The sequence below is a fragment of the Streptomyces sp. NPDC058758 genome, assembly GCF_042746075.1.
Taxonomy (GTDB): domain Bacteria; phylum Actinomycetota; class Actinomycetes; order Streptomycetales; family Streptomycetaceae; genus Streptomyces.
This window is the reverse complement of record NZ_JBHYPS010000024.1, coordinates 1-21,864: the sequence shown is the minus strand read 5'-3', so window position 1 is coordinate 21,864 and position 21,864 is coordinate 1. Positions and strand designations below refer to the sequence as shown.

Below are 21,864 nucleotides of genomic sequence, written 5' to 3'. Positions count from 1 at the left end.
GACTGATACTGTCACATCAGTGAAGGGTGATGCCAGTCCGGGCTGATGCCCGTCTGTCACGAAGGAAGAACCGATGTCCGAGTCCCCGCTCGCGTCCGTGCTGTTCGTCTGCGTCCACAACGCGGGGCGGTCCCAGATGGCCGCCGGGTTCCTCCGGCACCTGGCGGGCGACCGTGTGGAGGTCCGGTCCGCCGGCTCCCTCCCGGGTGACCAGGTCAATCCGGCCGCGGTGGCCGCCATGGCCGAACTCGGCATCGACATCTCCGACCAGCAGCCGAAGGTCCTCACCGTCGAGGCCGCCCAGGCGTCGGACTACATCATCACCATGGGCTGCGGCGACGCCTGCCCCTACTTCCCCGGCAAGACCTACCTCGACTGGGTCCTGGAGGACCCGGCCGGCCAGGGGGTCGAGGCCGTCCGTCCCATCCGGGACGAGATCAAGGGGCTCATCGAGGGCCTCATCGCAGAGATCGACTCCACGAACGCCGAGAAGCAGGAGAGCTGACCTCACCATGACGACCACCACGACCGGCGCCGAGAACGACGTCCGCGAGGTCATCATCATCGGCTCCGGCCCCGCCGGGTACACCGCCGCGCTCTACACCGCCCGTGCCCAGCTGAAGCCGCTGCTGTTCGGCAGCTCCATATTCGTCGGCGGCTCGCTCACCACGACCACCGAGGTCGAGAACTTCCCCGGCTTCCCCACCGGCATCAACGGCCCCGACCTCATGGACGACATGCGGGCCCAGGCCGAGCGGTTCGGCGCCGAGATGATCGACGACGACATCGTCTCCGTGGACCTCACCGGTGACATCAAGCTCCTCACCGACTCCGCCGGCACCGTCCACCGCGCCAAGGCCGTGATCATCGCCACCGGCTCCGGCTACCGCAAGCTCGGCCTGCCCAAGGAGGACGAGCTGTCCGGGCGGGGCGTCTCCTGGTGCGCCACCTGCGACGGCTTCTTCTTCCGCGACCGCGACATCGTCGTGGTCGGCGGCGGAGACACCGCCATGGAGGAGGCCACCTTCCTCACCCGCTTCGCCCGCTCGGTCACCGTCGTCCACCGCCGCTCCACCCTGCGCGCGTCCAAGACCATGCAGAACCGGGCCTTCGCCGACGACAAGATCTCCTTCGCCTTCGACAGCGAGGTCGCCGAGATCAAGGAGACGAACGGCATGCTGTCCGGAGTCGTCCTGCGCGACGCCATCTCGGGACAGACCCGGGAGCTGGACGCGACCGGCCTGTTCATCGCCATCGGTCACGACCCCCGCACCGAGCTCTTCGCCGACCAGCTCGCACTCGACGACGAGGGCTACCTGAAGACCGAAGCCCCCTCGACCCGTACGAGCCTGCCGGGCGTCTTCGGCGCCGGTGACGTCGTCGACCACACCTACCGCCAGGCCATTACGGCCGCGGGCTCCGGCTGCGCCGCCGCCCTCGACGCCGAGCGGTACCTCGCGGCCCTCCGGGACGCCGAGCCGGCCGCCGGGACCGCGCTCGTCGACGTGGTCTGAAAAGGCGCCGGGCCCGTTCCGTCGTGCTTGCCTCACGACGGAACGGGCCCGGTTCACTCTGGCGGAGGGTCAGGAGACGAGAGCGGCCGTCTCCGGGAGCTCCAGCCGGACCGTGCGGTCGCAGAGCCGTTCCACCTGACCCGGGTCGTGCGACACGAGAAGGACCGTACGGTTCCCGCGCAGCGCCGCCACCGACTCCTCGACGGTGTCGCGGCTGCGCTCGTCCAGGGCGCTGGTCGGCTCGTCGAGCAGGAGCGCCGCCGGCTCCAGGGCGAGGGCCCGGGCCAGGCACAGGCGCTGGCGCTGACCGTTGGAGAGCGACTGCGCCGGGGTGTCCAGCCGGTTCTGGACCTCGTTCCACAGGCCCGACTCCCGCAGCGCCTTCTCCATCCGGTCCCGCATCTCCGTACGGGAGGCCCGGACCAGGTGACGCAGGCCGAACAGGGCGTTGTCCATGATGCTTCCGCCGAAGACCACCGGCGTCTGCGGCACCAGGACGACGGTGCTCCGCAGGTCCGCGTCGCCCTTGCCGTACCGGACCGGCTCGCCCAGCACCCGCACCTCGCCCTCCCGCCGCAGGCCGTGCGGCAGCAGATCGACCAGGGCGCGCAGCACCGTCGACTTGCCGGCGCCGGACGGGCCGCACAGGCCGGTCGTGGAGCCGGCGGGCAGCTCGAAGTCGACCGGGCCGACCAGGGTCTTCTTCCCGTCCAGGACCCGCAGGTCGCGGACGGCGATCACGTTGCGCGGGTCGGCGTTCCCCGCCTTCACGTTGTCCAACGTCGTGCTCCTTCGAATCGGTTGCGCAGGAAGACGGCCAGGGTGAGCAGGCCGGCGGTGATCAGGACCAGGACGAGGGCGCTGCCCCACGCCTGGGCGATCGCCTCGGGGGCGCCGGAGTCCTGCGACAGGGTGAAGATGTGCGTGGGCAGGGCCTGGACCGGGGCGTTGACGATGCCGGTCGGGAGGGCGGGGGCCCCGAAGAACACCGTGGCGGTGAAGATCAGGGGGGCCGTCTCGCCCGCCGCGCGGGCCAGGCCGAGGAGGAGGCCCGTGAGGGTGGCCGGCCAGGTGTAGGGGATGACCACGGAGCGGATGTACTGGGCCCGGGTCAGACCCAGTGCGAGGGCGCTCTCGGTGAGTTCGCCCGGCATGCCGCGGACGCGGCCGGCGGTGGTGAGGGCGACGACCGGGACCACGACGGGCACCAGGACCACCGCGCCGGCCAGCCAGGACCGGCCCCAGCCCAGGGTGGTGCAGAACAGCACGTAACCCGCGAGGCCGAGGAGGATGGTGGGCGTCCCGCCGACCGCCACGGTCAGCGTCTCCAGGATCCGTGAGGTCTTCGCCGAGGCGTGGGTGCCGATGACGATGCCGGCCCCGTAGCCGAGCGGCAGGGCGATCAGCGCGGTGGTCGCGAGGAGCAGGAGCGTGCCGACGATCTGGTCGCGGATGCCTCCGTCGGACGCGCCGGCGGACGGGGTGAACCAGAAGGCCGGGTTGAGGGCCGCCCCGCCGCGGGCCAGCAGGATGCCGAGCATGCCGAGCAGGAGGGCGGTCGGCAGCAGCAGGGCGCCGTAGCGGACGGCCGTGGTCAGCCGGTCCTTGGGGCCGCGCATCCACGCGGAGGTCCGCCGGACGCGCGGTCCGCGCCGCACCCGGGCCGAGGAGCCGCGGGTGCCCCACACGGTGGCGGCGGCGACCAGGGCGAGCAGGATGATGCCGAGTCCGCACAGGGCCGCGAAGTACGGGCCGGAGGTGCCCGCGAGCATCGGCTCGGGACCGGCCAGCTTGGTGGTGAGGGTCTGGCCGGGGCGGACGAGCGACGAGAAGAAGTCGCCGAACGACTGCGGGAGGCGCCCGTCGGCGCGGCCGATGACCATGAAGACCGCGATGGCCTCGCCGAGCGCCCTGGCCAGACCGAGCAGGACGCCGGCGCGCATGCCCGAACGGGCCTGGGGCAGAACGGCGGAGCGGACGACCTCCCGGCGGGTGAGACCGAGGGAGTACGCGGCCTCCCGGTAGCGGCCGGGTACGGCGGCGAGGGCGTCCACGCTGACCGCCACGATCGTCGGCATGATCATCACGGCGAGGACGATGCCGGCGGCGAGGATGCTGTCGCCGCCCGGGACGTCGCCGAGGCCGGCGACGAACGGCCGGATCACCATGATGCCGATGAGTCCGTAGACGATGGAGGGGACCGCCGCGAGGAGTTCGATGCTCAGGCGCAGCGGCTTCGCGAGGCGGGGCGGCAGGTACTCGGAGAGGGCGACGGCCGCCGCCCAGCCGACGGGGACGGCCAGCACGAGGGCCAGGACGCAGACGACCGCCGACCCGTAGATCATGGCCAGGCCGCCGAAGGCGAGGTTCCCGGGGCTCCAGACGGAGTCGGTGAGGAGGGCTCCCCAGTCGACCGTGCCGCTCGCGATGCCGTCGGCCAGGTAGCCGATCAGGACCACGAGGGCGAGGGCGACGGACAGGACGCCGCTGTAGGCCCAGCCCCAGACCCATCTCGCCCGGCCGGGGCGGCCGCCCTTCTCGGGCGGCCGCGTCGCGGTGGTTCCGGGCGCCGTGGCGGGGCGCTCCAGAGTGAGGCTCATCGGTCAGAGCCCCATCTGCTTGCGCGTCAGGTAGCCGTGCTTCGGGAGCAGCTTCTGGCCCTCGGCGGAGAGGATGTAGTCGATGTACTGCTTGGCGTGGCCCTTGGGCTGGCCGTTGGTGATCATGTACAGCGGGCGGGTCATCGGGTACTTGCCGGACGCCACGTTCTCCAGGGTCGGGGCGATGCCGTCCAGGGGCACGGCGACCAGGTCGGGGTGGCCGTCGATGAAGCCGGTCGACAGCGGGGCGATGGAACCGCGGGTGGACTTCAGCTTGTTGCGGGTCTCGGTGTTGCCGCCGACGACGGCGTAGTTGGCGGACTGCGGCGGGGCCGGCGGCTCGCCCTTGCCGTAGACGAACTTGTCGAGCACCTCACGGGTGCCGCGGCCGGGCTCCTTGTCGTACACGAAGACCTGGAGGTCGGGGCCGCCGACCTCCTTCCAGTTGGTGATCTTCCCCTCGAAGAGGCCCTGCACCTGCGCCTTGGAGAGGCTCTTGACCCCGCCGTCGGCGACCTCCTTGGTGATGATGACGCCGACCGCGTCCGCGCCGATCTGCGTGGTGACGAAGTCGGCGTTCGGGTACGCCTTGTGGTCCTTGTCGGACAGCGGCTTGGAGCTGAGCGCGATCTCGATCTGGCCGGTGCCGAGCTGGGAGATGCCGCCGGCCGAGCCGCCCTGGGTGGCGACGGTGATGTTCAGGCCCTTGGCCTTGAGCGCCTCGGCGGCGTCGGAGGCGACCGGGGCGACCGTGGTGGAGCCGCTGGCCTGGAGGGCCCCGGTCTCGGCCTTCGCGGCACCGGCGCAGCCGGTGAGGACGGTGGCGAGGAGGAGGCCGGCGGAGGCGGCGGCTCCCTGGCGCATCCGGCGCGAGGAGAGGGCCGTCGCGGTGCTTCGAAGTGCGGTGGAGGTGACAGACATGGCGGTGCCTTCGCGGTGGTGGGAAAGGGAAGAGGGGGACGTGCGGGGGCTGTTCGGACTTCCGTTGAATGAGAGGCGAACAGTGGGTGAACTCGTTCGATGGGACTCGGGCGGCCGACCGGGCCGACATAGGGTGATCGTCATGCCAGCAGAACAAGCGACCGACCATCGCTCGGGGTTGCTGCCCTTCGTCGACGAGGATCCGACCTGCGGGCCGCCTCTCGACGTGGAACCGCTGCCCCGGGAGCGGGCTGAGGCGCTGGCCCGGAACGTGAAGGGCATCGCCGACCCGACCCGCTTGCAGATCCTCAGCGTGCTGCTGGCCGCTCCGGAGGGCGAGGCGTGCGTGTGCGACATGACGCCGCTGCTGGACCTCGCCCAGCCGACCGTCAGCTACCACATGAAGATCCTCGTGGACGCCGGCCTCGTGAGCCGCAGGAAGCGCGGCACCTGGGCCTGGTACGCGATCCGGCCCGAGCACAGGGCCGTTCTCGACGCGCTGATCTGGGGTGGGGGCCCGGCGGAGGCGTGAGCCGCCCCGGCCGGGCGCACCGCCTCAGACGGTGACGGCCGCCCGGGCGCTCACCTCGGCCGTGAAGGCCGTGATCAGCCGGTGGATCCGGCCCGGGCCCGAGACCAGCTCGGGCTGGAACAGGGTGCCGATGAAGAACGGGTGGCCCGGCACCTCGGCGGCCCGCGGGGCGCCTTCCTCGTCCCAGCCGCTGAACAGCACGCCCGCGCCGGTCAGCAGCTCGACGAACTCCGCGTTCAGGCCGTACTTGCAGTGGTACGTCTCCGTCGAGCGCTCGGCCCCGTCGTAGACCGCCGCGAGCCGGCTGCCGGCGGTCAGCAGCAGGGGTGCCTGCTCGCCCGCGAGGCAGCAGGTGAGCGGCACGATCAGTGGGGTGGCCGCCTCGGGGTCGTACTGGACGTCGTCGGCGTCGGTGAGGCCGGCGACGTTGCGGGCGTACTCGATCAGGGCGTGCTGGAAGCCGCCGCAGGTGCCCAGGTACGGGACGCCGTTCTCGCGGGCGTGCCGGGCGGCGGCGAGGACGCCGTCCTTGTTCTCGTACGGGGAGCCGGGCACGACCCACAGGCCGTCGAAGCCGTCGAACGACTCCGGGCCGGTGATCGTCTCGGTGGGCACCCACACGGTGTCCACCTCCAGCTCGGCGCGGAAGCCGTCGAGGCGGGCGTGGGCGGGGGACTTGCCGTGGTCCCCGATCAGCGCCACGCGCGGACGCGGTCCGGTGACGGTGGTCATGAGGCGTGCTCCTGGTCGGTGTCGAGGGCGCGTCCGAGGCGGACGAACCCGTGGGGGGCGAGGCGGGCGACGAGGCGGCCGTCGCGCTCGGTGGTGGTGGACGCGCCGCCGAGGAACAGCAGCGGTCCTTCGCCGGCCGGCAGCAGCGGCTCGGGAAGCACGTCCTGGACCTCGGAGGTGAGGTTGGTGACGGTCAGGACGTGGGCGGAGCCGTCGGCGCTGACGAGCACCTCGGCGGCCAGCGCGGGGCCCGCGTCCGGCTCGTGGCGGACGGCGCCGTCGGCGTAGGCGCCGGCGAAGCGGGTGCCGCCCGGCGTGGCGGTCTGGGCGAGCGGGGGCGCGAGGGTCACAGCAGGCTCCTTCCGGTCATGGCGGGACCGCTCGGACGGCCGAGCAGGGCGAGCACGGTGGGCGCGATGTCGGCGAGGCTGCCGCCGTCACGCAGAGCACCAGGCAGGAGCTGCCCGGGAGCCGGGACGACGACCGCCGGGACCGGGTTGGTGGTGTGTCCGCCGTACGGGAGCGGGGTGCCGTCCGGGCCGGGCTTGGACATCCGTTCGGCGTTCCCGTGGTCGCCGACCAGGACCACCCAGCGGCCGGTGGCCGCGGCGGCGGTCAGGATCCGGTCGACCTGGTCGTCGGTGTACTCGGCTGCCTTCACGGTGGCGTCGTGGTCGCCGGTGTGGCCGACGACGTCGATGTTGGCGAGGTTGGCCGCCACGAGGGCGACGTCGGTCCGGCCGGCGGCCTCGATCACCGCGTCGGCGACCCGGTCGAGGTTCATCTCGGGCCGGGCGGTGTACTCGGGCGCCTCGTCCGACGTGATCCGGACGTGCTCCTCGACCTCCCGGCGCCGCTCGTCGCGCCCGTTCAGGTAGTAGGTGACGTGCTCGAACTTCTCCTGCTCGGCGACCCGCACGGAACGCAGGCCGTGGGCCTCCAGCTGGTCCGCGAGACCGCCGGAGGCGTCGGCGCGGCCGACCAGGGCGGGGATGTCCGCCTCGGTGTCGTACTGGGTGAGGGAGAGGATCCGCACGTCGCTCTCGGCCAGGTGCTTCACCAGGTCGTCGGCGAGCTGCTGGATGCGGTCGCTGCGGAAGTTGGCGAACAGGACCGCGTCCCCGTCCCGCACGGTCGCCAGCGGTTCGCCGGCGGCATCGGTGAGGACGGTCGGGACGACCCACACGTCGCCGTCGCCGGCGCCCGCCAGGACCTGGCCGTGGTCGCGGGCCAGGGCTCCGCGGCCGTCCGCCACCGCCTGGGTGACCTTGGCGGTCAGCTCCAGGTCGCCGCTCTTGTCGAGGGCGTAGCCACGGCCGGAGACCGTGGCCAGGCGGCCGACACCGGTCGTCGCGAAGAACTCCTCGACCCGGCCGAGGTAGTGGCCGGCCGTGCGGTCGGCCACGTCCCGGCCGTCGGTGATCGCGTGCACCCAGACCCGCTCGACGCCCCGGGCGGCGGCGATGGAGAGCAGCTCGCGCAGGTGGTCGACGTGGGCGTGGATCTGCCCGTCGGAGGCCAGCCCGATCAGGTGCAGGGCGCCGCCGCCGGCCGCGAGCGCGTCGAGCGCCTCCGTCAGGCGCGGGTTGTCGCGCAGGCCGCCGGAGTCGATCTGCCCCTGGACCAGCACGCTGTCGTAGTCCAGCGGGCGGCCGGCGCCGATGACCATGTGGCCGATCTCGGAGTTGCCGACCGTGCCGGGCAGCAGGCCGACGTGCTCGCCGGACGCCTCCACGAGGGTGGCGGGGTACTTGGCCCGGATGCCGTCCAGGACGGGAGTGTCCGCGACCGCGAGGGCGTTGCCGGGCCCCGGCTCGGCGTGGCCCCAGCCGTCGAGGACGAGCAGGATGCCGGGACGGGTGTCGGGGGTCTCGGTCATCGCAGGGTGTCCAGGGTCTGCCAGAAGGCGGGGAAGGACTTGGCGACGCAGCCGGGGTCCTTGATGACGACGCCGGGGGTGCGCAGGCCCATGATCGCGAAGGTCATGGCGATGCGGTGGTCGTCGTAGGTGTCGATGACCGCGCCGTGCGAGGGGCCACCGTGGACGGTCATGGCGTCGTCGTACTCGTCGACCTTGACGCCCATCTTGCGCAGCTCGGTGGTGACGGCCGCGATGCGGTCGCACTCCTTCACGCGGAGGCTGGCGATGTTGGTGATGTGGGTCGGGCCCTCGGCGAAGGCGGCGACGGCGGCGAGCGAGGGGACGACGTCGGGCATGGCGTCCATGTCGACCTCGATGCCGCGCAGCTGCCCGCCCTTGACGGTGACCGAGTTCTCGGCGACCTCGGTGTGCGCGCCCATCCGGCCGAGGACCTCGACCAGGCCGACGTCGCCCTGGTGGGAGGTGGAGCCGATGCCGGGGATGGTGACCCGGCCGCCGAGGATCGCGGCGGCGGCGATGAAGTACGACAGGCCCGAGGCGTCCGGCTCGACGATCGCGTGGCCGCCCTTGAAGGACTGGCCGGCGGGCACCTTGAACCAGCGGTAGCCGTCGCGCTCGACGGTGATGCCGTGCTCGGCCAGGGTCGCCAGGGTCATCTCGACGTACGGCTTGGAGACCAGCTCGTCGACGATCTCGATCTCGGTGTCCTGCTTCGCCAGCACGGAGCTGATGAGGAGCGAGGAGGTGTACTGGCTGGAGACGGCGCCGGAGATCTTCGTCCTCCCGCCGGCGAAGTCGCCGCCGGTGACGCGGATCGGCGGGGAGCCGTTGCCGCGCACGGCGACGGCCTCGACGCCGAGACCGGGCAGGGCGGCGAGCAGGTCGCCGAACGGGCGCTCCTGCATCCGGGCGTTGCCGGTGATGGTGGTGGTGCCCTCGGCGAGGCCCGCCATGGAGATGAGGAAGCGCAGCGGGGTGCCGGCGCCGCCGACGAAGATCTCCTCCTGCGGGGCCGTCATCGGCTTGCCGGTCGGGGTGAAGGAGATGCGCGCGGCCTCGTGGTCGATCTCGGCGGTGACGTGCCCGAAGGACTCGACGGCCTTGGTGAAGAAGACGGTGTCGTCGGAGATGAGCGCGCCGTCGATCACGCCTTCCTTGCCGGACAGGGCGGCGACGGCGATCTGGCGGTTGGTGTAGCTCTTCGAGCCGAGGACCTTCACGTCGTGGTCGATGGCGGCCAGCGGCTCGACGGTGAGCTCTTCGGCCTTGAGACGGGGGTCGTTGATGCCGCTCATGGGTGGTACTCCTCGCAGGGGTGTGTGATCTGGATCACGCGGGAAGGGGGCCCGGGCCGGGGAGGGCGTCGGGAAGTCGCGGGGCGGAGGTGATCCGCCAATGGGCCAGAGAAGGGCTGGAATTCAGCGCGCGCAGGCAGATTTCCCACGCGGCGGAAATCGCCTCGGCGGGGTTGCGCGTGCGGTGGAAGAAGGTCAGCTCGATTCGGCCGGAGGTGGAGCTGGCGTGGACATGTTCAAGGTCGTCCTCGGTCATCGCGGACGCCCAGACGATGTCCGTCACCGTCGCCGCCTCCAGGTCCCGGTGCGCGGCGGCGTCGGTGGCGACGAGGGTGGCGGTGGCCATCAGCACGGGCCCTCCCGGTCGGGCGGCGAGCCCGGGTACGGACCACACGTGCTGGTCGGCCTCGGCGGGAGCGACCTCGCCGTACAGCTCGGCATGGCGGCACTTGGGGCCGCAGCCGTGCCCGCCGGCGGGTGAGAAGCCCAGGGCGACGGCGGCGGCCCTGTTGGCCAGGCGCAGCAGACTCCGCGCAGCGGACATGGCTGTCCTCCGTGTGTGGTGGATGGAATGCCCCGTGGAAAAGGGCGGGAAGAGAGGCGCGGAATCCGTCGTGCCGGCCTGCCGAACCTTTGTGATCACCAGTCTGCTGAGCCGTCGAGGCCGGCGGAAGAGATATCCCCTGGCATGAACTGCTCCCGGCAACCACCTGCCTGTGAGGGGTAATTCAGGCCGCCGGGCGAGGGTGGGGGAAGGTGTGGACGGACCTGATCACAGGGTGAACACGTCTTGTCTGCGAGCGTCCTGAGCTGCAAAGATCGGCGCTCGCCAATGGACTGACGAAGATGTCTCGCATCTTGAGACGTAGGCCGGGGGGTCGCTGTGCTGGCGAGTTTGGGACTGGATGCGGACGCCGAGACGGTCTACCGCCTGATGCTCACGCACCAGGACTGGGGCGTCGGAGAGCTCGCCAACCATCTGGCCCGTCCGGAGACGGACATACGCGAGGCCCTGGACCGGCTCGCCGAACTCAACCTCCTGCGCCGCTCGCTCCAGGCCCCCGGCGGCGTGCGGCCCGTCAGCCCCAACCTGGGGTTCCAGCTCCTGCTCCAGCGCCAGCAGGCGGAGCTCCTCGCACAGCAGCAGCAGTTCGCCGAATCGCAGGCGGCCATCAGCACGCTGCTCGCCGAGTACGCCGAGCTCCGCACCGGTGAACGTCACGGCGTGGAGTACCTCCAGGGCATCGACGCCATCCAGGCCCGGCTCGAGGAGCTGGCCCACCGCAGCACCACCGAGTGCCTGTCCTTCATGCCCGGCGGTGCCCAGTCCGCGGCCAGCCTGGAGGCGAGCCGGCCCCTCGACGAGCAGTTGATGCGACGGGGGGTGCGCGTCCTGACCGCCTACCTCGACAGCGTCCGCAACGACACCCCCACCGTGGAGTACGCGCACTGGCTGCACGACAACGGCGGCGAGGTGCGCACCGTCCCGGCCCTCCCGCTGCGGATGGTGCTCTTCGACCGGGAGGTCGCCCTGCTTCCCGTCGACCCCGACAACACCAAGAAGGGCGCCGTCCAGCTCACCGGCCCCGGTGTGCTGACCGCTCTGGTCGCCCTGTTCGAGCAGGTCTGGGAGCGCGCGGCTCCTCTCGGCAGCGTCCGTGACCGGGACGAGGCCGGCCTGACCGCGCAGGAACGGGAGCTCCTGCGCCAGTTGACGCAGGGGGCCACCGACGAGATCGCCGCGAAGAAGCTGGGCATCGGCCTGCGCACGGAGCGCCGGATCATGTCCGAGCTGATGGCACGGCTCGGAGCACGCAGCCGCTTCGAGGCCGGGGTTCTCGCGGCCAAGGCGGGCTGGACGGACTGACGGCCGGCAGGCCGCGTCTCCGGGGGAAACGGCCGGCCGGCCCGGTGCGCGAGGCACCGGACCGGCTCAACAGGGCATGGTGAAGTTGTCGTGCGGCGCGGATCCGACGAGCGGGTCCGGGAGGTGGAGGCGGCGGGTCAGCCGCAGCAGCCGCCCTCCGGCTGGAGGGGCTTGATCGGCTCGTACGCCGTGCTACCGAGCAGCTTCGCCCGCAGGCGGCCGATCGCCGTCGTCGGCGCCGCTTCCTCGGCCGCTCCGAGCGTCTCGCGGCGGGCCTGGCCGTAGGCGGCGTGCAGCTCGGCGACCTTGGGCCGCAGCGCGGCGTCGGTGACCAGGACGACGGAGCGGATCCGCCCCGGCCGGAAGCCCCGCAGCCGCTTGGCCTCGTCCGCGCCCGGTCCCGCCTCGATCGCGGTGATGCCCTCGGCGAAGGCGTCGCGCAGCGGACGGTCGAGCGCGATCTCGAAGTAGACGCCGCTGCGCTCGCCCAGCGCCTCGTAGTCGAAGCCGGCCCACTTCACGAAGAGGCGCTTGCCCCGCCGGACCGTCACCGAGGCCGCGACCACGTTCTCGTCCTTGTGGACGAGGTACGCGCGGATGTCGGCCCCGCCGTCGACCAGCGCGGTCAGCAGGGCGCCGATGTGCGCCTCGTCCTCGCCGCCCTCGTACTTCTGGCGGTTCTGGGTGACGAGCTCGGTGATCCGGCCGATCAGCGGGCGGAGCTCCTCGCGGTCCTTGCGCTCGATGCGGGTGCCGGAGTCGTCCGCGCGCTCGCGGTCCTCCTTCACCCGGCGCCGCTTCCGGGAGGGGAGCGAGGCGAGGTAGGCGTCGTAGCTGTCGTGCTGGAGGTCGAGGAGGTTGTTCTCGCCGTGGAAGGCGATGTCACCGCCGTATGCCTGGAGCGCCAGGGCGAGGACGTCGCTGTACGCGCTGTCGTGCAGCCAGGGGGCGGTGATCGAGCGGATGCCGGCCTCGATCGCGGCCGGGACGATGCGGTCGACCAGGTCGGCGACGAGCAGCGGGTCCTCGACGGACGCGGCCGCCTCGGAGCGGTAGCCGAGCGGCGAACCCAGCAGCAGCGACGGGAAGAAGGCGTCGGTGCCGAGGGCCTCGACGGCGTCGGTGGCGGACTCGCAGCACGAGGTGGTGGCCGAGCAGCAGGCCGCGGTGCCGTCCTTCGGCTGCCAGCCGAGCAGCGTACGGGGGTCGGCGTCCACGATCGGGTCGGCGTCGAAGACGTACCCGGGGAGGAAGGCGATGTCGCCCTCGCCGCGGTCGGCGACGGTGTGCCACGCCTTGGCGCCCCGCAGGCTCTCCTCGGTCGCCGCCAGCCAGTCCACCTGGGCGTACGGGGTGGGGTCGGTGGCCTGCGGGATGCCGCCGCCGAGCGCCGCGATCGCGTCGTCGAGGGAGAGGCCGGCGCGCACCTGGGCGGGGTCGGCCTGCTCCTCCTGCGGGCCGCAGCATCCGGAGGCCGTGACCGGCTCGGGCTGCGCGGGGCCGCAGCAGCCCGCAGCGGCGGGCTCCGGCTCCGGGGCCGGGGTGTCGCAGCAGTCGGACGCCTCGACGGGCTCGGGCTCGGCGGTCTCGCTGCCGCAGCAGGAGGACTCCTGCTCCTCGGCGGCCTTCTCGGCCGGTTCGGGGGTCGAGCAGCAGCCGGTGGAGGCGGTCTCGACGACCGGGAGGGCCGGGGAGGGTTCCTCGGCGGTGGTGCTGCAGCAGGTGGTGCTCATGGGGTGCTCTCCTCGTGGGGTCGGCGGTGCGCGGGGTACGGGGTGGGGTGCCCGGCGGGAAGGGCGAGGGGTGCTGGTCAGTCCCAGCCGGCGCCGTCGGTGGAGGGGTCGGTCGGGGCCGAGTCCCAGCCGGCGCCGTCGGAGCCGTCGTTCGTCGTGGCGGGGGCCACGTCCCAGCCGGCGCCGTCGGTCGTGGCGGGGGCCACGTCCCAGCCCGCGCCGTCGATGGGGGAGGCGAGGACGACGGTGGGGGCCACGTCCCAGCCGGCCCCGTCCGTGGAGTCGGTGGGCGTGGCGGGGGCCGTGTCCCAGCCCGCTCCGGCGAGGGCGGGGAAGGTGCCGGCGCCCAGGGTCGAGGTGGCACCGAGCCCGATCGCGGCGACGAGTGCGGCGGTGGCAAGACGCATCGAGGTACGCGAAACAGGCATGGCTCTCCCCTGGTGATGGCTGTGGTTTTTTCGGCGGCCGGTGGCCTCGAGGGCCTTTCCCGGTGTCCCGGGGGCTCGTCGCCCTTCCGGTGTTCATGAGTCTGTCCGAGCTCACCCAGGGTGTGGAAGGGATCACCGGTGGCAGGAAACGCGTCCGGCATCCACCTGCCTGAAGATGCCGAAGGGCCGGTCCCCCGCGTGTGACGCGGGCATGAACCGGCCCTTGGGGAAGGGATGTTGCCGAGGCGGGTCAGCCTGCGGCGAGCAGCTGCGGTGAGGGGTCCAGCGCCTGGCAGAGCACGCTCATGCTCTCCGGGGCGATCCGGTAGTAGGTCTGGCGTCCGCGCTTCTCGCGCTCCAGGAACCCGGCCTCGTACAGCACCCGCAGGTGGTGCGTGACGGTCGGCTGGGTGAGGCCCAGGGGCTCGGTGAGGTCGCAGGTGCACGCCTCGCCGCTCGGCTGGGAGCGGATCAGGCCGAGCAGGCGCAGGCGGGTGGCGTCGGCGACCACCTTCAGGGCGGTCGCGAGATCGTCGGCGGCCTCGGGCGTGAGCGGGCCGGCGAGCACGGGGGAGCAGCACAGCTCCGAGATCGACGTGGGCATACCGGACTCAACGATGGCCATCTATGAATTGTTCCCGCGACTCATTGACAGTCATCTATGAGTTCCGGCAGAGTCTGACCCATCGACAGCCGTCTATGAGTTGCTGGAGCCCTCCGTGATCGACACCGTCCTCGACGTTCTGTGGCGCACCGCCCAGGACGTCGGCCACTCCCTCTCCGCCAACTGGCCGTTCCTGCTGATCAGCGTGGTGCTGGCCTCGGCCATCCCCGTCTACATCGGGGCGGACCGCCTGTCGGCGTGGATGCGCCGCAAGACCGCGGTCGCGGTGCTCGGCGCGATCGTCCTGGCGACCCTCACCCCCTTCTGCTCCTGCGGCACGACCGCGGTGGTGCTCGGGGCGCTCGCCTCCAGCGTCCCGTGGGCCCCGGTGGTGACCTTCATGGTGGCCTCGCCCCTGACCAGCCCCGAGGAGTACGTGCTGTCGACCGGCCTCTTCGGCTTCGACTTCGCCACCACCTTCTTCGTGGCCGCGATGGTCCTCGGCGTCTTCGCCGGTTTCGTCACCTGGCTGATCGAGAAGACCGACTGGCTGGATGGCCAGGCCCGTCTCAGTGCCAACCAGGCGGAGGAGAAGGCGTCCGAGAGCTGCTGCAGTGACGAGGGCGAGACCGGGGGCGGTTCCGGTGGTGGCGTCACGGCCGGTGGCGGCGTCCCCGCCGGTGGCGGCGGCCTGGCCCGTACGGCCCTGCTCGCCCGCCCGGTGGAGCCGAAGCCCGCACCCGCCCCGGCCGGAGTCGTGGAGCGCTGGAAGCTGAAGGAGTTCGGCGAGGAGTTCAAGGTCAACGCCAAGCGTCTCGCCCTCTACTTCCTGGGCTTCGCCACCCTCGGCTTCCTGCTCATCAACTCGATCCCCACCAGCTTCCTCACCGAGTTCCTCGGCGACGGCAACATCTTCTCCGTCCCGGTCGCCGCCCTCATCGGCATCCCGGTCTACCTGAACTCCGACGGCTCGCTCCCCCTCGTCGCCACCCTGATGCAGGGCGGCATGGGCCCCGGCGCGGCCCTCGCCTTCCTCGTGACCGGTGCGGGCACCAGCATCGGCGCCATCAGCGGCATGCTCCTCATCGCCCGCTGGCGCGTGGTCTCCCTGGTCGTCGGCATCCTCTTCACCGGCGCGGTCACCCTCGGCTACCTGGCCCCCCTCTGGCTCTGACCCCGGAGGTTCGGCTCCCGGCGCCCTGAGCGCCGCCGGCACCGCGCAAGACGGCAACGGCCCGCCCCCCAGGCTTCGGGGGCGGGCCGCAGCCGTTTCTTCGCGTGCTCAGCAGCGCGGGGACGTGCGGGCCGTGCTCCGCATGCCCGCCAGCGGGCCTATCAGGTGCTCGATCCGGTCCGGGCGGACGAAGTAGTAGACCTCGTTCGCGCGCCGCTCCGAGGCGAGGATGCCGGCCTCGCGCAGCTTGCGCAGGTGGTGGCTGATGGTCGGTCCCGTCAGGTCGAACTCGGCGGCGATCTCTCCCATGCACACCTCGCCCGCGGGGCAGCAGGCCACGATGCTGGCGATCCGCAGGCGCACCGGATCCGCCAGCGCCTTGAACACGACCGACAGCTCCTCCGCCTGATCCGGCGTCATGGGGACGGGGCAGCAGGAACCGGAGGGCGTCTCGGTGGTCAAGGGCTCGATCATGCGGCCCAATGTGACCGATGGCGACGCGTCACGTCCAGAGCCGACCGCTCTCCGGGCCGCCACGACCAATCCATTGACTCTCATCTATGGATTGGGTCATACTCATCTCATAGATAAGCGTCTATGAATTGAGGTCGCGTCATGTCGTCCCTTCTCGCCTCCTTCCGTCGCCTGCGCGTCACCCGCCGCCCCACCCGCACGGCCGACGTGCGGTTCTGCGACAGCTGCGTGGAGGTCGTCGACCGGGGCGCCCGCGCGGCGGCCCTCCGGCGCGGCCACGAGGCCACGCTCACCCACCTCGCCGTCCGCCTCTGACCCCGTGGGGAACCCCGTGAACCCCCTCCGTCCCTCCGCGCGCGCCGCCGCCGTTCCGCCCTCGGCCACCGCCGCGCTCGACGCCCACGCCAAGGCGCTCGTCGCCGCGGGCGCCGACGTCATCAACCTGACCAGCGGCGAGCCGGCGTTCCCGACCGTCGAGCCCGCCGCACGCGCGGCGGAACGGGCCGTCGCCGAGGACTTCACCCGCTACACCCCGGCCGCCGGCATCCCCGAACTCCGTACGGCGGTCGCCGCGCACCTCAACCGCCACGGCACCGCGTACCAGGCGTCGCATCTCGTCGTGACGGCGGGCGCCAAGCAGGCCCTCCACTACGCCTTCACCGCCCTCCTCGAACCGGGCGACGAGGTGCTCGTGCCGGCCCCGTACTGGGTCAGCTACCCCCACCTCATCGCCCTGGCCGGCGGAACCCTGGTCCCCGTGCGCCCCGCCCCCGGCGCCGGCCTGAAGGTCACGCCCGAGCAGGTGCGGGAAGCGGTCACCGACCGCACGCGGGTCCTCCTCCTCAACAGCCCCGCCAACCCCTCCGGCGTCGTCCACAGCCGCTGTGAACTGGCCGCCCTGGCCGAAGTGGCCGTGGAACACGACCTCGTCGTCGTCAGCGACGAGATCTGCGACCACTGGGTCTTCGGCGACGCCCGCTTCGCCTCCGTGGCGGCGCTGGGCACCGAGATCGCCGCCCGCACCGTCACCATCGGCGGCGTCTCCAAGACCTTCGCCATGACCGGCTGGCGCATCGGCTGGCTCGCCGCCTCCGCCGAGCTGGCCTCCACCGTCACGGCCCTCCAGAGCCACACCGCCTCGGCCCCGTCCTCCGTCGCCCAGCGGGCGGCCCTCGGCGCGCTGACGGCCGACCTCGGCACCGAACTGGAGCGCCGCCGCACCGCGCTCGACGCCCGCCGCCTCGCGACCGTCAAGGCGATCGGCGACATCCCCGGCCTGCGGGTCGACGGCGATCCCGAGGGCGCCTTCTTCCTCCTCGCCGACGTCACCGGCCTGTACGGCAGGACAAGCGCAGGCCGCACCATCGCCTCAGCCGCCGACTTCGCCGAACTCCTCTTGGCCGAGGCCCAGGTGGCGGTCGTCCCCGGCGCGGACTTCGCGGCCCCGGACCACGTCCGCATCTCGTACACGGTCCCGCCCGAGCAGCTCGACGAGGCGCTCGGACGGCTGGCGGGATTCGTGGGCACGCTGGCCTGACGCCCGAAGGCCACCACCCCCCACCCCGAAGGGGCGCCGACCGCGACGGTCGGCGCCCCTTCCGTGTTCGCCGCTCGAGGGTCGCCGGGTCCGCCCGGCGTGCGAGCGCACCGATGACCGCAAGCCGCTTCGGTGCCTCGTGCTCCGGCGGTTCCGGCAGGCCGTCCTCAGGGCTGCGGGGGTTCCGGCAGGCCGTCCTCAGGGCTGCGGGGGTTCCGGAGGCCCGCGAAGCACCTTTCGGCAAACGGGTCGGCACCCCGGTGAACGCCCTTGAAGGGGGCCGGTCGACGCCGAGCGCGTCCTCGTCGGCGTCGGGAACCTGGCGATCGCGGATCGCGCCCCTCGGCCTCGACGGCCCTGCCGCCGTGATGCGGCCGGTCGCTGACGTGGAGCGGCTTCGCTCAGCTCGTGGCCGCCGGGCTCAGGAGCCGCCCCATCGCCGCCAGCACCCCCGGCTCCACCCGGTAGTACACCCAGGTCCCGCGCCGCTCGGAGGTGAGCAGGCCGGCCTCCTTCAGCTTCTTCAGGTGGTGGGAGACGGTCGGCTGGGAGACGCCGACATCGGAGATGTCGCACACGCACGCCTCACCGCCCTCGTGGGACGCCACGGCGGAGAAGAGTCGCAGACGCACCGGGTCGCCCAGCGCCTTGAACATCAGGGCGGTCCGCTCGGCCTCCCCGGCCGTCAGGGGACGCTCGGTGAGCGGCGGGCAGCACGGTTCGACGGTGGGCTCCAGCAGCGGCAACACCTTCGCGGTCGCGTTCGACATATGTCTATGTTGACACACGTCAAAGCAAAGGTACCGGGATCGCGGGCGCCGCAGTTCGCCCGTCGGGCGCTCGGCGACGCGCCGGGCGTCGCGGCGGTGGCCGCGGAGTTCTCCGTGCCCACCGCCGCGACCCGCCGCCCCGCGAACGGGGTGGGGTGCGGTACTCCCGGACGTGCGTCGCCGTGTCGGTGAAGGAGCCCCGTCCGGGCGGTGCGGGCGGCGGTCACGCGCCGTCCGGTGGGCAGGTCGGCGCCCAGGCGCTCGGCGCGCCGCAGCGGGCGGGCCACCGCTTCGTCCCGGTGGGGACGGCGGTCCGGGTCGTCCCGAAGGGCGGTGGCGGCAGCGAGCGGCACCGGGCCGGCGAGAACGGGGTGAGGCCGTCGTGGTGCCGCGGCCACGGGCCGGTCGCCCGGCCGGAAGCCTCCGGATCGCCGGGGTCGGCCCTTCGCGCGGGGGATGGTGCGCCGAGGTGGGGCCCGACCGCCGGGCTCCGATGGCGGCCGCATCGACGTGTTCGGCGAAGGCCTCCACATTTCGATAAACGTCTATGTTGACGTCCATCGATATCCGATGCATGCTGAGAGCTCAAGAGATCGACGGACGTCGAAACACAAGGGGACTCGTCATGAACGCCACCGCCACCGAGCACCTGCCCGTCGTGGTCGTCGGAGCCGGCCCCGTGGGCCTGGCCGCCGCCGCCCACCTCGTCGACCGCGGTCTGGAGCCCCTGGTCCTGGAGGCCGGCGCGCGGGCGGGTGCGGCGGTACGCGAGTGGGCGCACGTCCGGCTCTTCTCCACCTGGAGCGAGCTCACCGACCCGGCGGCCGAGAAGCTGCTCGCCCCGGCCGGCTGGGTGAAGCCGGACCCGGCGACGTACCCCACCGGCGGCGACTGGGCCGACCGCTACCTCCAGCCGCTCGCCGACGTCCTCGGTGACAAGGTCCGCACCGGCGCCCGCGTCACCGGCGTCTCCCGCGCCGGCCGGGACCGGATCGTGGACGCCGACCGCCACGCCCAGCCGTTCGCCGTCCACGTCGCGTACGCCGACGGACGCGAGGAGCGGATCCTCGCCCGCGCGGTCGTCGACGCCTCCGGAACGTGGACCCTGCCCAGCCCCGCCGGTGCCGACGGCCTCCCGGCCCTCGGCGAACGCGCCGCCGCCGACCGGATCTCCTACCGCGTCCCCGACCTCGACGAGCCGGCCGTCCGCGCCCGGTACGCGGGCAGGCGCACCGCCGTCATCGGCTCGGGCGCCTCCGCCTTCACCGCACTCGCCTCCCTCGCCGTGCTCGCCCGTGAAGAGGCGGGCACGAAGGCCCTCTGGGTTCTCCGCCGGGGCCTTTCCGGCTCCACCTTCGGCGGTGGCAGCGCCGACCAGCTCCCCGCCCGCGGTGCCCTCGGCCTCGCCGCCAAGGCCGCCGTCGACGAGGGCCACGCCGACGCCGTCACCGGCTTCCGCACCGAGGCCGTCGAGCGGGACACCGACGGGCGTCTCGTCCTGGTCGCCGAGGACGGCCGCCGTCTCGACCCCGTCGACGAGGTCGTCGTCCTCACCGGCCTGCGTCCCGACCTGTCCTTCCTCGGCGAGCTCCGCCTCGGCCTGGACGACCGCCTCCAGGCGCCGACGGCCCTCGCGCCGCTCATCGACCCCAACCAGCACTCCTGCGGCACCGTCTACCCCCACGGCCACCGCGAGCTCTCCCACCCCGAGCAAGGCGTGTACCTCGTCGGCATGAAGTCCTACGGCCGGGCCCCGACCTTCCTCGCCCTCACCGGCTACGAGCAGGTCCGCTCCGTGGCCGCCGCCCTCGCGGGCGACCTCGACTCCGCCGACCGCGTCGAACTCACCCTCCCCGAGACCGGAGTCTGCGGCGGCTCCGGCCTCTACGACGACCCCGCCGCCCAGTCGGGCGACGCCGACGGCTGCTGCGCTCCGCCGGCACCCCAGCTCGTCCAGCTCGGCGCTCCGGCCGTCCTGCCCCTCGCCACCGAGCCGTCCACGGGTGGATGCTGCGGCTCGTGACCAGCCTCGACACCCCGCCGCACGGGACCGCGACCGACGCGAAGGAGCGGTCGCGGCCCCGCGCCGTCCTGCCCGCGCTCTGCCTCACGCAGATCACGGGCTGGGGCATCGTCTACTACGCCTTCCCCGTGCTGAACCCGCAGATCACCGCTGCCACCGGCTGGTCCGCGGCGACGACCACGGCCGCGTTCTCACTCGCCCTCGTCGTCTCCGGCGTCGCGGGCATCGGCGTCGGCCGGATCATCGACCGGCACGGTCCCCGCGCGATCATGACGGCGGGCTCGACGACCGGCGTGCTGGGCCTGGCCGTCATGGCCCTCGCCCCGAACCCGCCGGTGTTCTTCGTCGGCTGGATCCTGGCCGGACTCTCCATGTCCGCCACCTTCTACCAGCCCGCCTTCGCGGCCCTCACCCGCTGGTGGGCCCCCGACCACGTCCGCGCGCTCGTCACCGTCACCCTCGCGGGCGGCCTCGCCTCCACCGTCTTCGCCCCCCTCGCGGCCGTCCTCGCGGACCACCTCACCTGGCGCGCCACCTACCTCGTGCTCGCCGCACTCCTGGCCGCCCTCACGATTCCCGCCCACGCCCTCGCCCTCCGCGCGCCGTGGCCGCCGGCACCACCCGCTCCGGAGACGGCCGCCGCCCCACCCGGGGCGATCGTCCGCAGCCGTCCGTTCCTCCTCCTCGGGCTCGCCCTCACCCTGTCCGCCTTCGCGATGTACGCCGTCGTCGTCACCACCGTCCCCCTCCTCGTCGAACGCGGCTACACCACCACCGAGGCCGCCTGGGTCCTGGGTCTCGGCGGTGCGGGCCAGACCCTGGGCCGCACCCTCTACGCCCCGCTGGCCCGCCGCGCAGGCACCACCACCCGCACGGTCACCCTCATCGCCCTCGGCGGCCTGACCACCGCGGCTCTCGCCCTCGCCCCGGGCCCGTACGGCCTGCTGGTCGCCCTCTCCGTCGCTGCCGGCATGGTCCGGGGCAACCTCACCCTCCTCCAGGCCACCGCCGTCACCGACCGCTGGGGCGCCCGCCACTACGGTCGCCTCTCCGGCCTCCTGGGCGCCCCCGTGATGACCGCCTCCGCCCTGGCCCCCTTCGCGGCGGCCGTCCTCGCCCCCTCCCTCGGGGGCCACCCCGCGCTGTTCCTGGTCCTGGCGGCCCTGGCCGGTGTTGCCGCCGTCGTCGCCATCGGCGCGTCGGTCCCGGCAGACGAGCCGACGATTCCGCACAGGCGGTCGTACTCCAGCGTGTCAGCGTGGGTCGTGAACCGGACCAGGGCCCGGTGACACCGGAGGGCGGAGGAACGCACCGGCCCGACGAGTCCGGTCGCGGCCGCTTCGGGGTCGTGGAAGCGAACACCGGCGGCCCGGAACTCTTCGGAGGCGGAGTCATCGGCGAGCGCCTGTTCCTCGTCCCTGAGGCGCCGCCCTTCGGCTTCGCCGGTTCCGGGGATCTCACGAGGACGCCGTCGAGGCGGTCGAGTTCTCGGGCCGCATGATCCAGCGGGCTGCGGGGGCCGCTGGATCATGCGGCGCAGGAGGATGTTTCTCCCGGGGCCGGACAGCCCTACTTGGGCATGAGGACGGTGTCGATGATGTAGACGTTGGCGTTGGAGGTCTTGACGTTGCCGCAGACGACCTTGGAGGTGTCGTTGACGGTGTAGTCCTCGCCGGAGCCCTGGGTGGTGATCGTGCCCTTCTGGAGGGTTTCGAAGGTGCCGTTCTCCAGCTGCTTCGGGGTGAGCTTCTCGCCGACGACGTGGTAGGTGAGGACCT

General features: G+C 72.7%; 23 protein-coding genes. 9 read left to right on the top strand and 14 right to left on the bottom strand.

Annotated elements, in window-relative coordinates; genetic code table 11:
• The first annotated feature begins 73 nt into the window (after positions 1–73).
• Entirely contained in the window at positions 74–505 is a 432-nt protein-coding gene (locus ACFW6A_RS25005; RefSeq protein ID WP_351849486.1) for an arsenate reductase ArsC, read from the top strand.
• 7 nt (positions 506–512) lie between these two features.
• The gene (gene trxB, locus ACFW6A_RS25000) at positions 513–1,514 is read left to right on the top strand and encodes a thioredoxin-disulfide reductase (RefSeq protein ID WP_386643084.1); all 1,002 of its coding nucleotides are present in this window, start codon (positions 513–515) and stop codon (positions 1,512–1,514) included.
• A gap of 69 nt (positions 1,515–1,583) precedes the next feature.
• On the opposite strand, the gene ACFW6A_RS24995 is transcribed toward trxB, so the two are convergent.
• From ACFW6A_RS24995 to ACFW6A_RS24985, 3 genes are read right to left on the bottom strand one after another with little or no spacing between them, the layout of a single operon-like run.
• Positions 1,584–2,294, bottom strand: a complete 711-nt coding sequence (locus ACFW6A_RS24995; protein WP_351849490.1) for an ATP-binding cassette domain-containing protein — start codon at positions 2,292–2,294, stop codon at positions 1,584–1,586.
• Positions 2,282–4,114 carry a phosphate ABC transporter permease subunit PstC gene (gene pstC, locus ACFW6A_RS24990; RefSeq protein ID WP_351849492.1) on the bottom strand — a complete coding sequence of 611 codons (1,833 nt, stop codon included), beginning with the start codon at positions 4,112–4,114 and terminating at the stop codon, positions 2,282–2,284. Before pstC ends, ACFW6A_RS24995 begins: the two co-directional genes overlap by 13 nt.
• A gap of 3 nt (positions 4,115–4,117) precedes the next feature.
• Positions 4,118–5,035 (bottom strand): phosphate ABC transporter substrate-binding protein, encoded by a 918-nt coding sequence (locus tag ACFW6A_RS24985; protein WP_351849494.1) that lies wholly within the window; start codon positions 5,033–5,035, stop codon positions 4,118–4,120.
• Between the two features lie 142 nt (positions 5,036–5,177).
• On the opposite strand from ACFW6A_RS24985, the gene ACFW6A_RS24980 reads away from it, so the two are divergent.
• Complete coding sequence (locus tag ACFW6A_RS24980) at positions 5,178–5,567, top strand: metalloregulator ArsR/SmtB family transcription factor (protein WP_351849496.1); 390 nt, start codon at positions 5,178–5,180, stop codon at positions 5,565–5,567.
• 24 nt (positions 5,568–5,591) lie between these two features.
• Here the strand turns inward: ACFW6A_RS24980 and ACFW6A_RS24975 are convergent, their stop codons facing one another.
• From ACFW6A_RS24975 to ACFW6A_RS24955, 5 genes are read right to left on the bottom strand one after another with little or no spacing between them, the layout of a single operon-like run.
• Positions 5,592–6,299 (bottom strand): hypothetical protein, encoded by a 708-nt coding sequence (locus tag ACFW6A_RS24975; RefSeq protein ID WP_351849498.1) that lies wholly within the window; start codon positions 6,297–6,299, stop codon positions 5,592–5,594.
• Entirely contained in the window at positions 6,296–6,649 is a 354-nt protein-coding gene (locus ACFW6A_RS24970; protein ID WP_386643079.1) for a hypothetical protein, read from the bottom strand. The genes ACFW6A_RS24975 and ACFW6A_RS24970 overlap by 4 nt, the downstream gene beginning before the upstream one ends.
• Complete coding sequence (gene gpmI, locus ACFW6A_RS24965; protein WP_386643076.1) at positions 6,646–8,178, bottom strand: 2,3-bisphosphoglycerate-independent phosphoglycerate mutase; 1,533 nt, start codon at positions 8,176–8,178, stop codon at positions 6,646–6,648. Before gpmI ends, ACFW6A_RS24970 begins: the two co-directional genes overlap by 4 nt.
• Positions 8,175–9,476 (bottom strand): 3-phosphoshikimate 1-carboxyvinyltransferase, encoded by a 1,302-nt coding sequence (gene aroA, locus ACFW6A_RS24960; RefSeq protein WP_351849504.1) that lies wholly within the window; start codon positions 9,474–9,476, stop codon positions 8,175–8,177. Before aroA ends, gpmI begins: the two co-directional genes overlap by 4 nt.
• 34 nt (positions 9,477–9,510) lie before the next feature.
• On the bottom strand, positions 9,511–10,020 hold the full coding sequence (locus ACFW6A_RS24955; RefSeq protein WP_351849506.1) for a hypothetical protein: 510 nt from the start codon (positions 10,018–10,020) through the stop codon (positions 9,511–9,513).
• 351 nt (positions 10,021–10,371) lie between these two features.
• Between ACFW6A_RS24955 and ACFW6A_RS24950 the strand changes: the two genes are divergently transcribed.
• A complete protein-coding gene (locus ACFW6A_RS24950) occupies positions 10,372–11,343 on the top strand; it encodes a helix-turn-helix transcriptional regulator (RefSeq protein WP_307866634.1) in 972 nt (323 codons plus the stop codon).
• 137 nt (positions 11,344–11,480) lie between these two features.
• Here the strand turns inward: ACFW6A_RS24950 and ACFW6A_RS24945 are convergent, their stop codons facing one another.
• The 3 genes from ACFW6A_RS24945 to ACFW6A_RS24935 form a co-directional block, all read right to left on the bottom strand.
• Positions 11,481–13,076, bottom strand: a complete 1,596-nt coding sequence (locus tag ACFW6A_RS24945; RefSeq protein ID WP_351849508.1) for a GNAT family N-acetyltransferase — start codon at positions 13,074–13,076, stop codon at positions 11,481–11,483.
• Positions 13,077–13,153: 77 nt separating this feature from the next.
• Entirely contained in the window at positions 13,154–13,483 is a 330-nt protein-coding gene (locus ACFW6A_RS24940) for a hypothetical protein (RefSeq protein WP_386643072.1), read from the bottom strand.
• A 271-nt stretch (positions 13,484–13,754) separates the two neighbouring features.
• Positions 13,755–14,129 (bottom strand): helix-turn-helix transcriptional regulator, encoded by a 375-nt coding sequence (locus tag ACFW6A_RS24935; RefSeq protein ID WP_250736043.1) that lies wholly within the window; start codon positions 14,127–14,129, stop codon positions 13,755–13,757.
• A gap of 94 nt (positions 14,130–14,223) precedes the next feature.
• On the opposite strand from ACFW6A_RS24935, the gene ACFW6A_RS24930 reads away from it, so the two are divergent.
• Positions 14,224–15,282 carry a permease gene (locus tag ACFW6A_RS24930; protein ID WP_386643069.1) on the top strand — a complete coding sequence of 353 codons (1,059 nt, stop codon included), beginning with the start codon at positions 14,224–14,226 and terminating at the stop codon, positions 15,280–15,282.
• Between the two features lie 108 nt (positions 15,283–15,390).
• Here ACFW6A_RS24930 and ACFW6A_RS24925 read toward each other — a convergent pair whose 3' ends face one another.
• Positions 15,391–15,756: an ArsR/SmtB family transcription factor gene (locus ACFW6A_RS24925; RefSeq protein ID WP_386643066.1), complete on the bottom strand. Its 366-nt coding sequence runs from the start codon at positions 15,754–15,756 to the stop codon at positions 15,391–15,393.
• Positions 15,757–15,897: 141 nt separating this feature from the next.
• Between ACFW6A_RS24925 and ACFW6A_RS24920 the strand changes: the two genes are divergently transcribed.
• Both ACFW6A_RS24920 and ACFW6A_RS24915 read left to right on the top strand, forming a co-directional pair.
• On the top strand, positions 15,898–16,071 hold the full coding sequence (locus ACFW6A_RS24920; protein ID WP_351849514.1) for a hypothetical protein: 174 nt from the start codon (positions 15,898–15,900) through the stop codon (positions 16,069–16,071).
• 16 nt (positions 16,072–16,087) lie between these two features.
• The gene (locus tag ACFW6A_RS24915) at positions 16,088–17,293 is read left to right on the top strand and encodes a pyridoxal phosphate-dependent aminotransferase (RefSeq protein WP_386643063.1); all 1,206 of its coding nucleotides are present in this window, start codon (positions 16,088–16,090) and stop codon (positions 17,291–17,293) included.
• Positions 17,294–17,694: 401 nt separating this feature from the next.
• Here ACFW6A_RS24915 and ACFW6A_RS24910 read toward each other — a convergent pair whose 3' ends face one another.
• Positions 17,695–18,063 carry a metalloregulator ArsR/SmtB family transcription factor gene (locus ACFW6A_RS24910; RefSeq protein WP_351849518.1) on the bottom strand — a complete coding sequence of 123 codons (369 nt, stop codon included), beginning with the start codon at positions 18,061–18,063 and terminating at the stop codon, positions 17,695–17,697.
• Between the two features lie 625 nt (positions 18,064–18,688).
• Here ACFW6A_RS24910 and ACFW6A_RS24905 point away from each other — a divergent pair.
• Positions 18,689–20,086 (top strand): NAD(P)-binding domain-containing protein, encoded by a 1,398-nt coding sequence (locus ACFW6A_RS24905; RefSeq protein ID WP_386643060.1) that lies wholly within the window; start codon positions 18,689–18,691, stop codon positions 20,084–20,086.
• On the top strand, positions 20,071–21,375 hold the full coding sequence (locus tag ACFW6A_RS24900) for an MFS transporter (protein WP_386643057.1): 1,305 nt from the start codon (positions 20,071–20,073) through the stop codon (positions 21,373–21,375). Before ACFW6A_RS24905 ends, ACFW6A_RS24900 begins: the two co-directional genes overlap by 16 nt.
• Before the next feature lie 280 nt (positions 21,376–21,655).
• On the opposite strand, the gene ACFW6A_RS24895 is transcribed toward ACFW6A_RS24900, so the two are convergent.
• Positions 21,656–21,864: fasciclin domain-containing protein (locus ACFW6A_RS24895; protein WP_386643054.1), on the bottom strand; the 209-nt coding region annotated here is incomplete at its 5' end.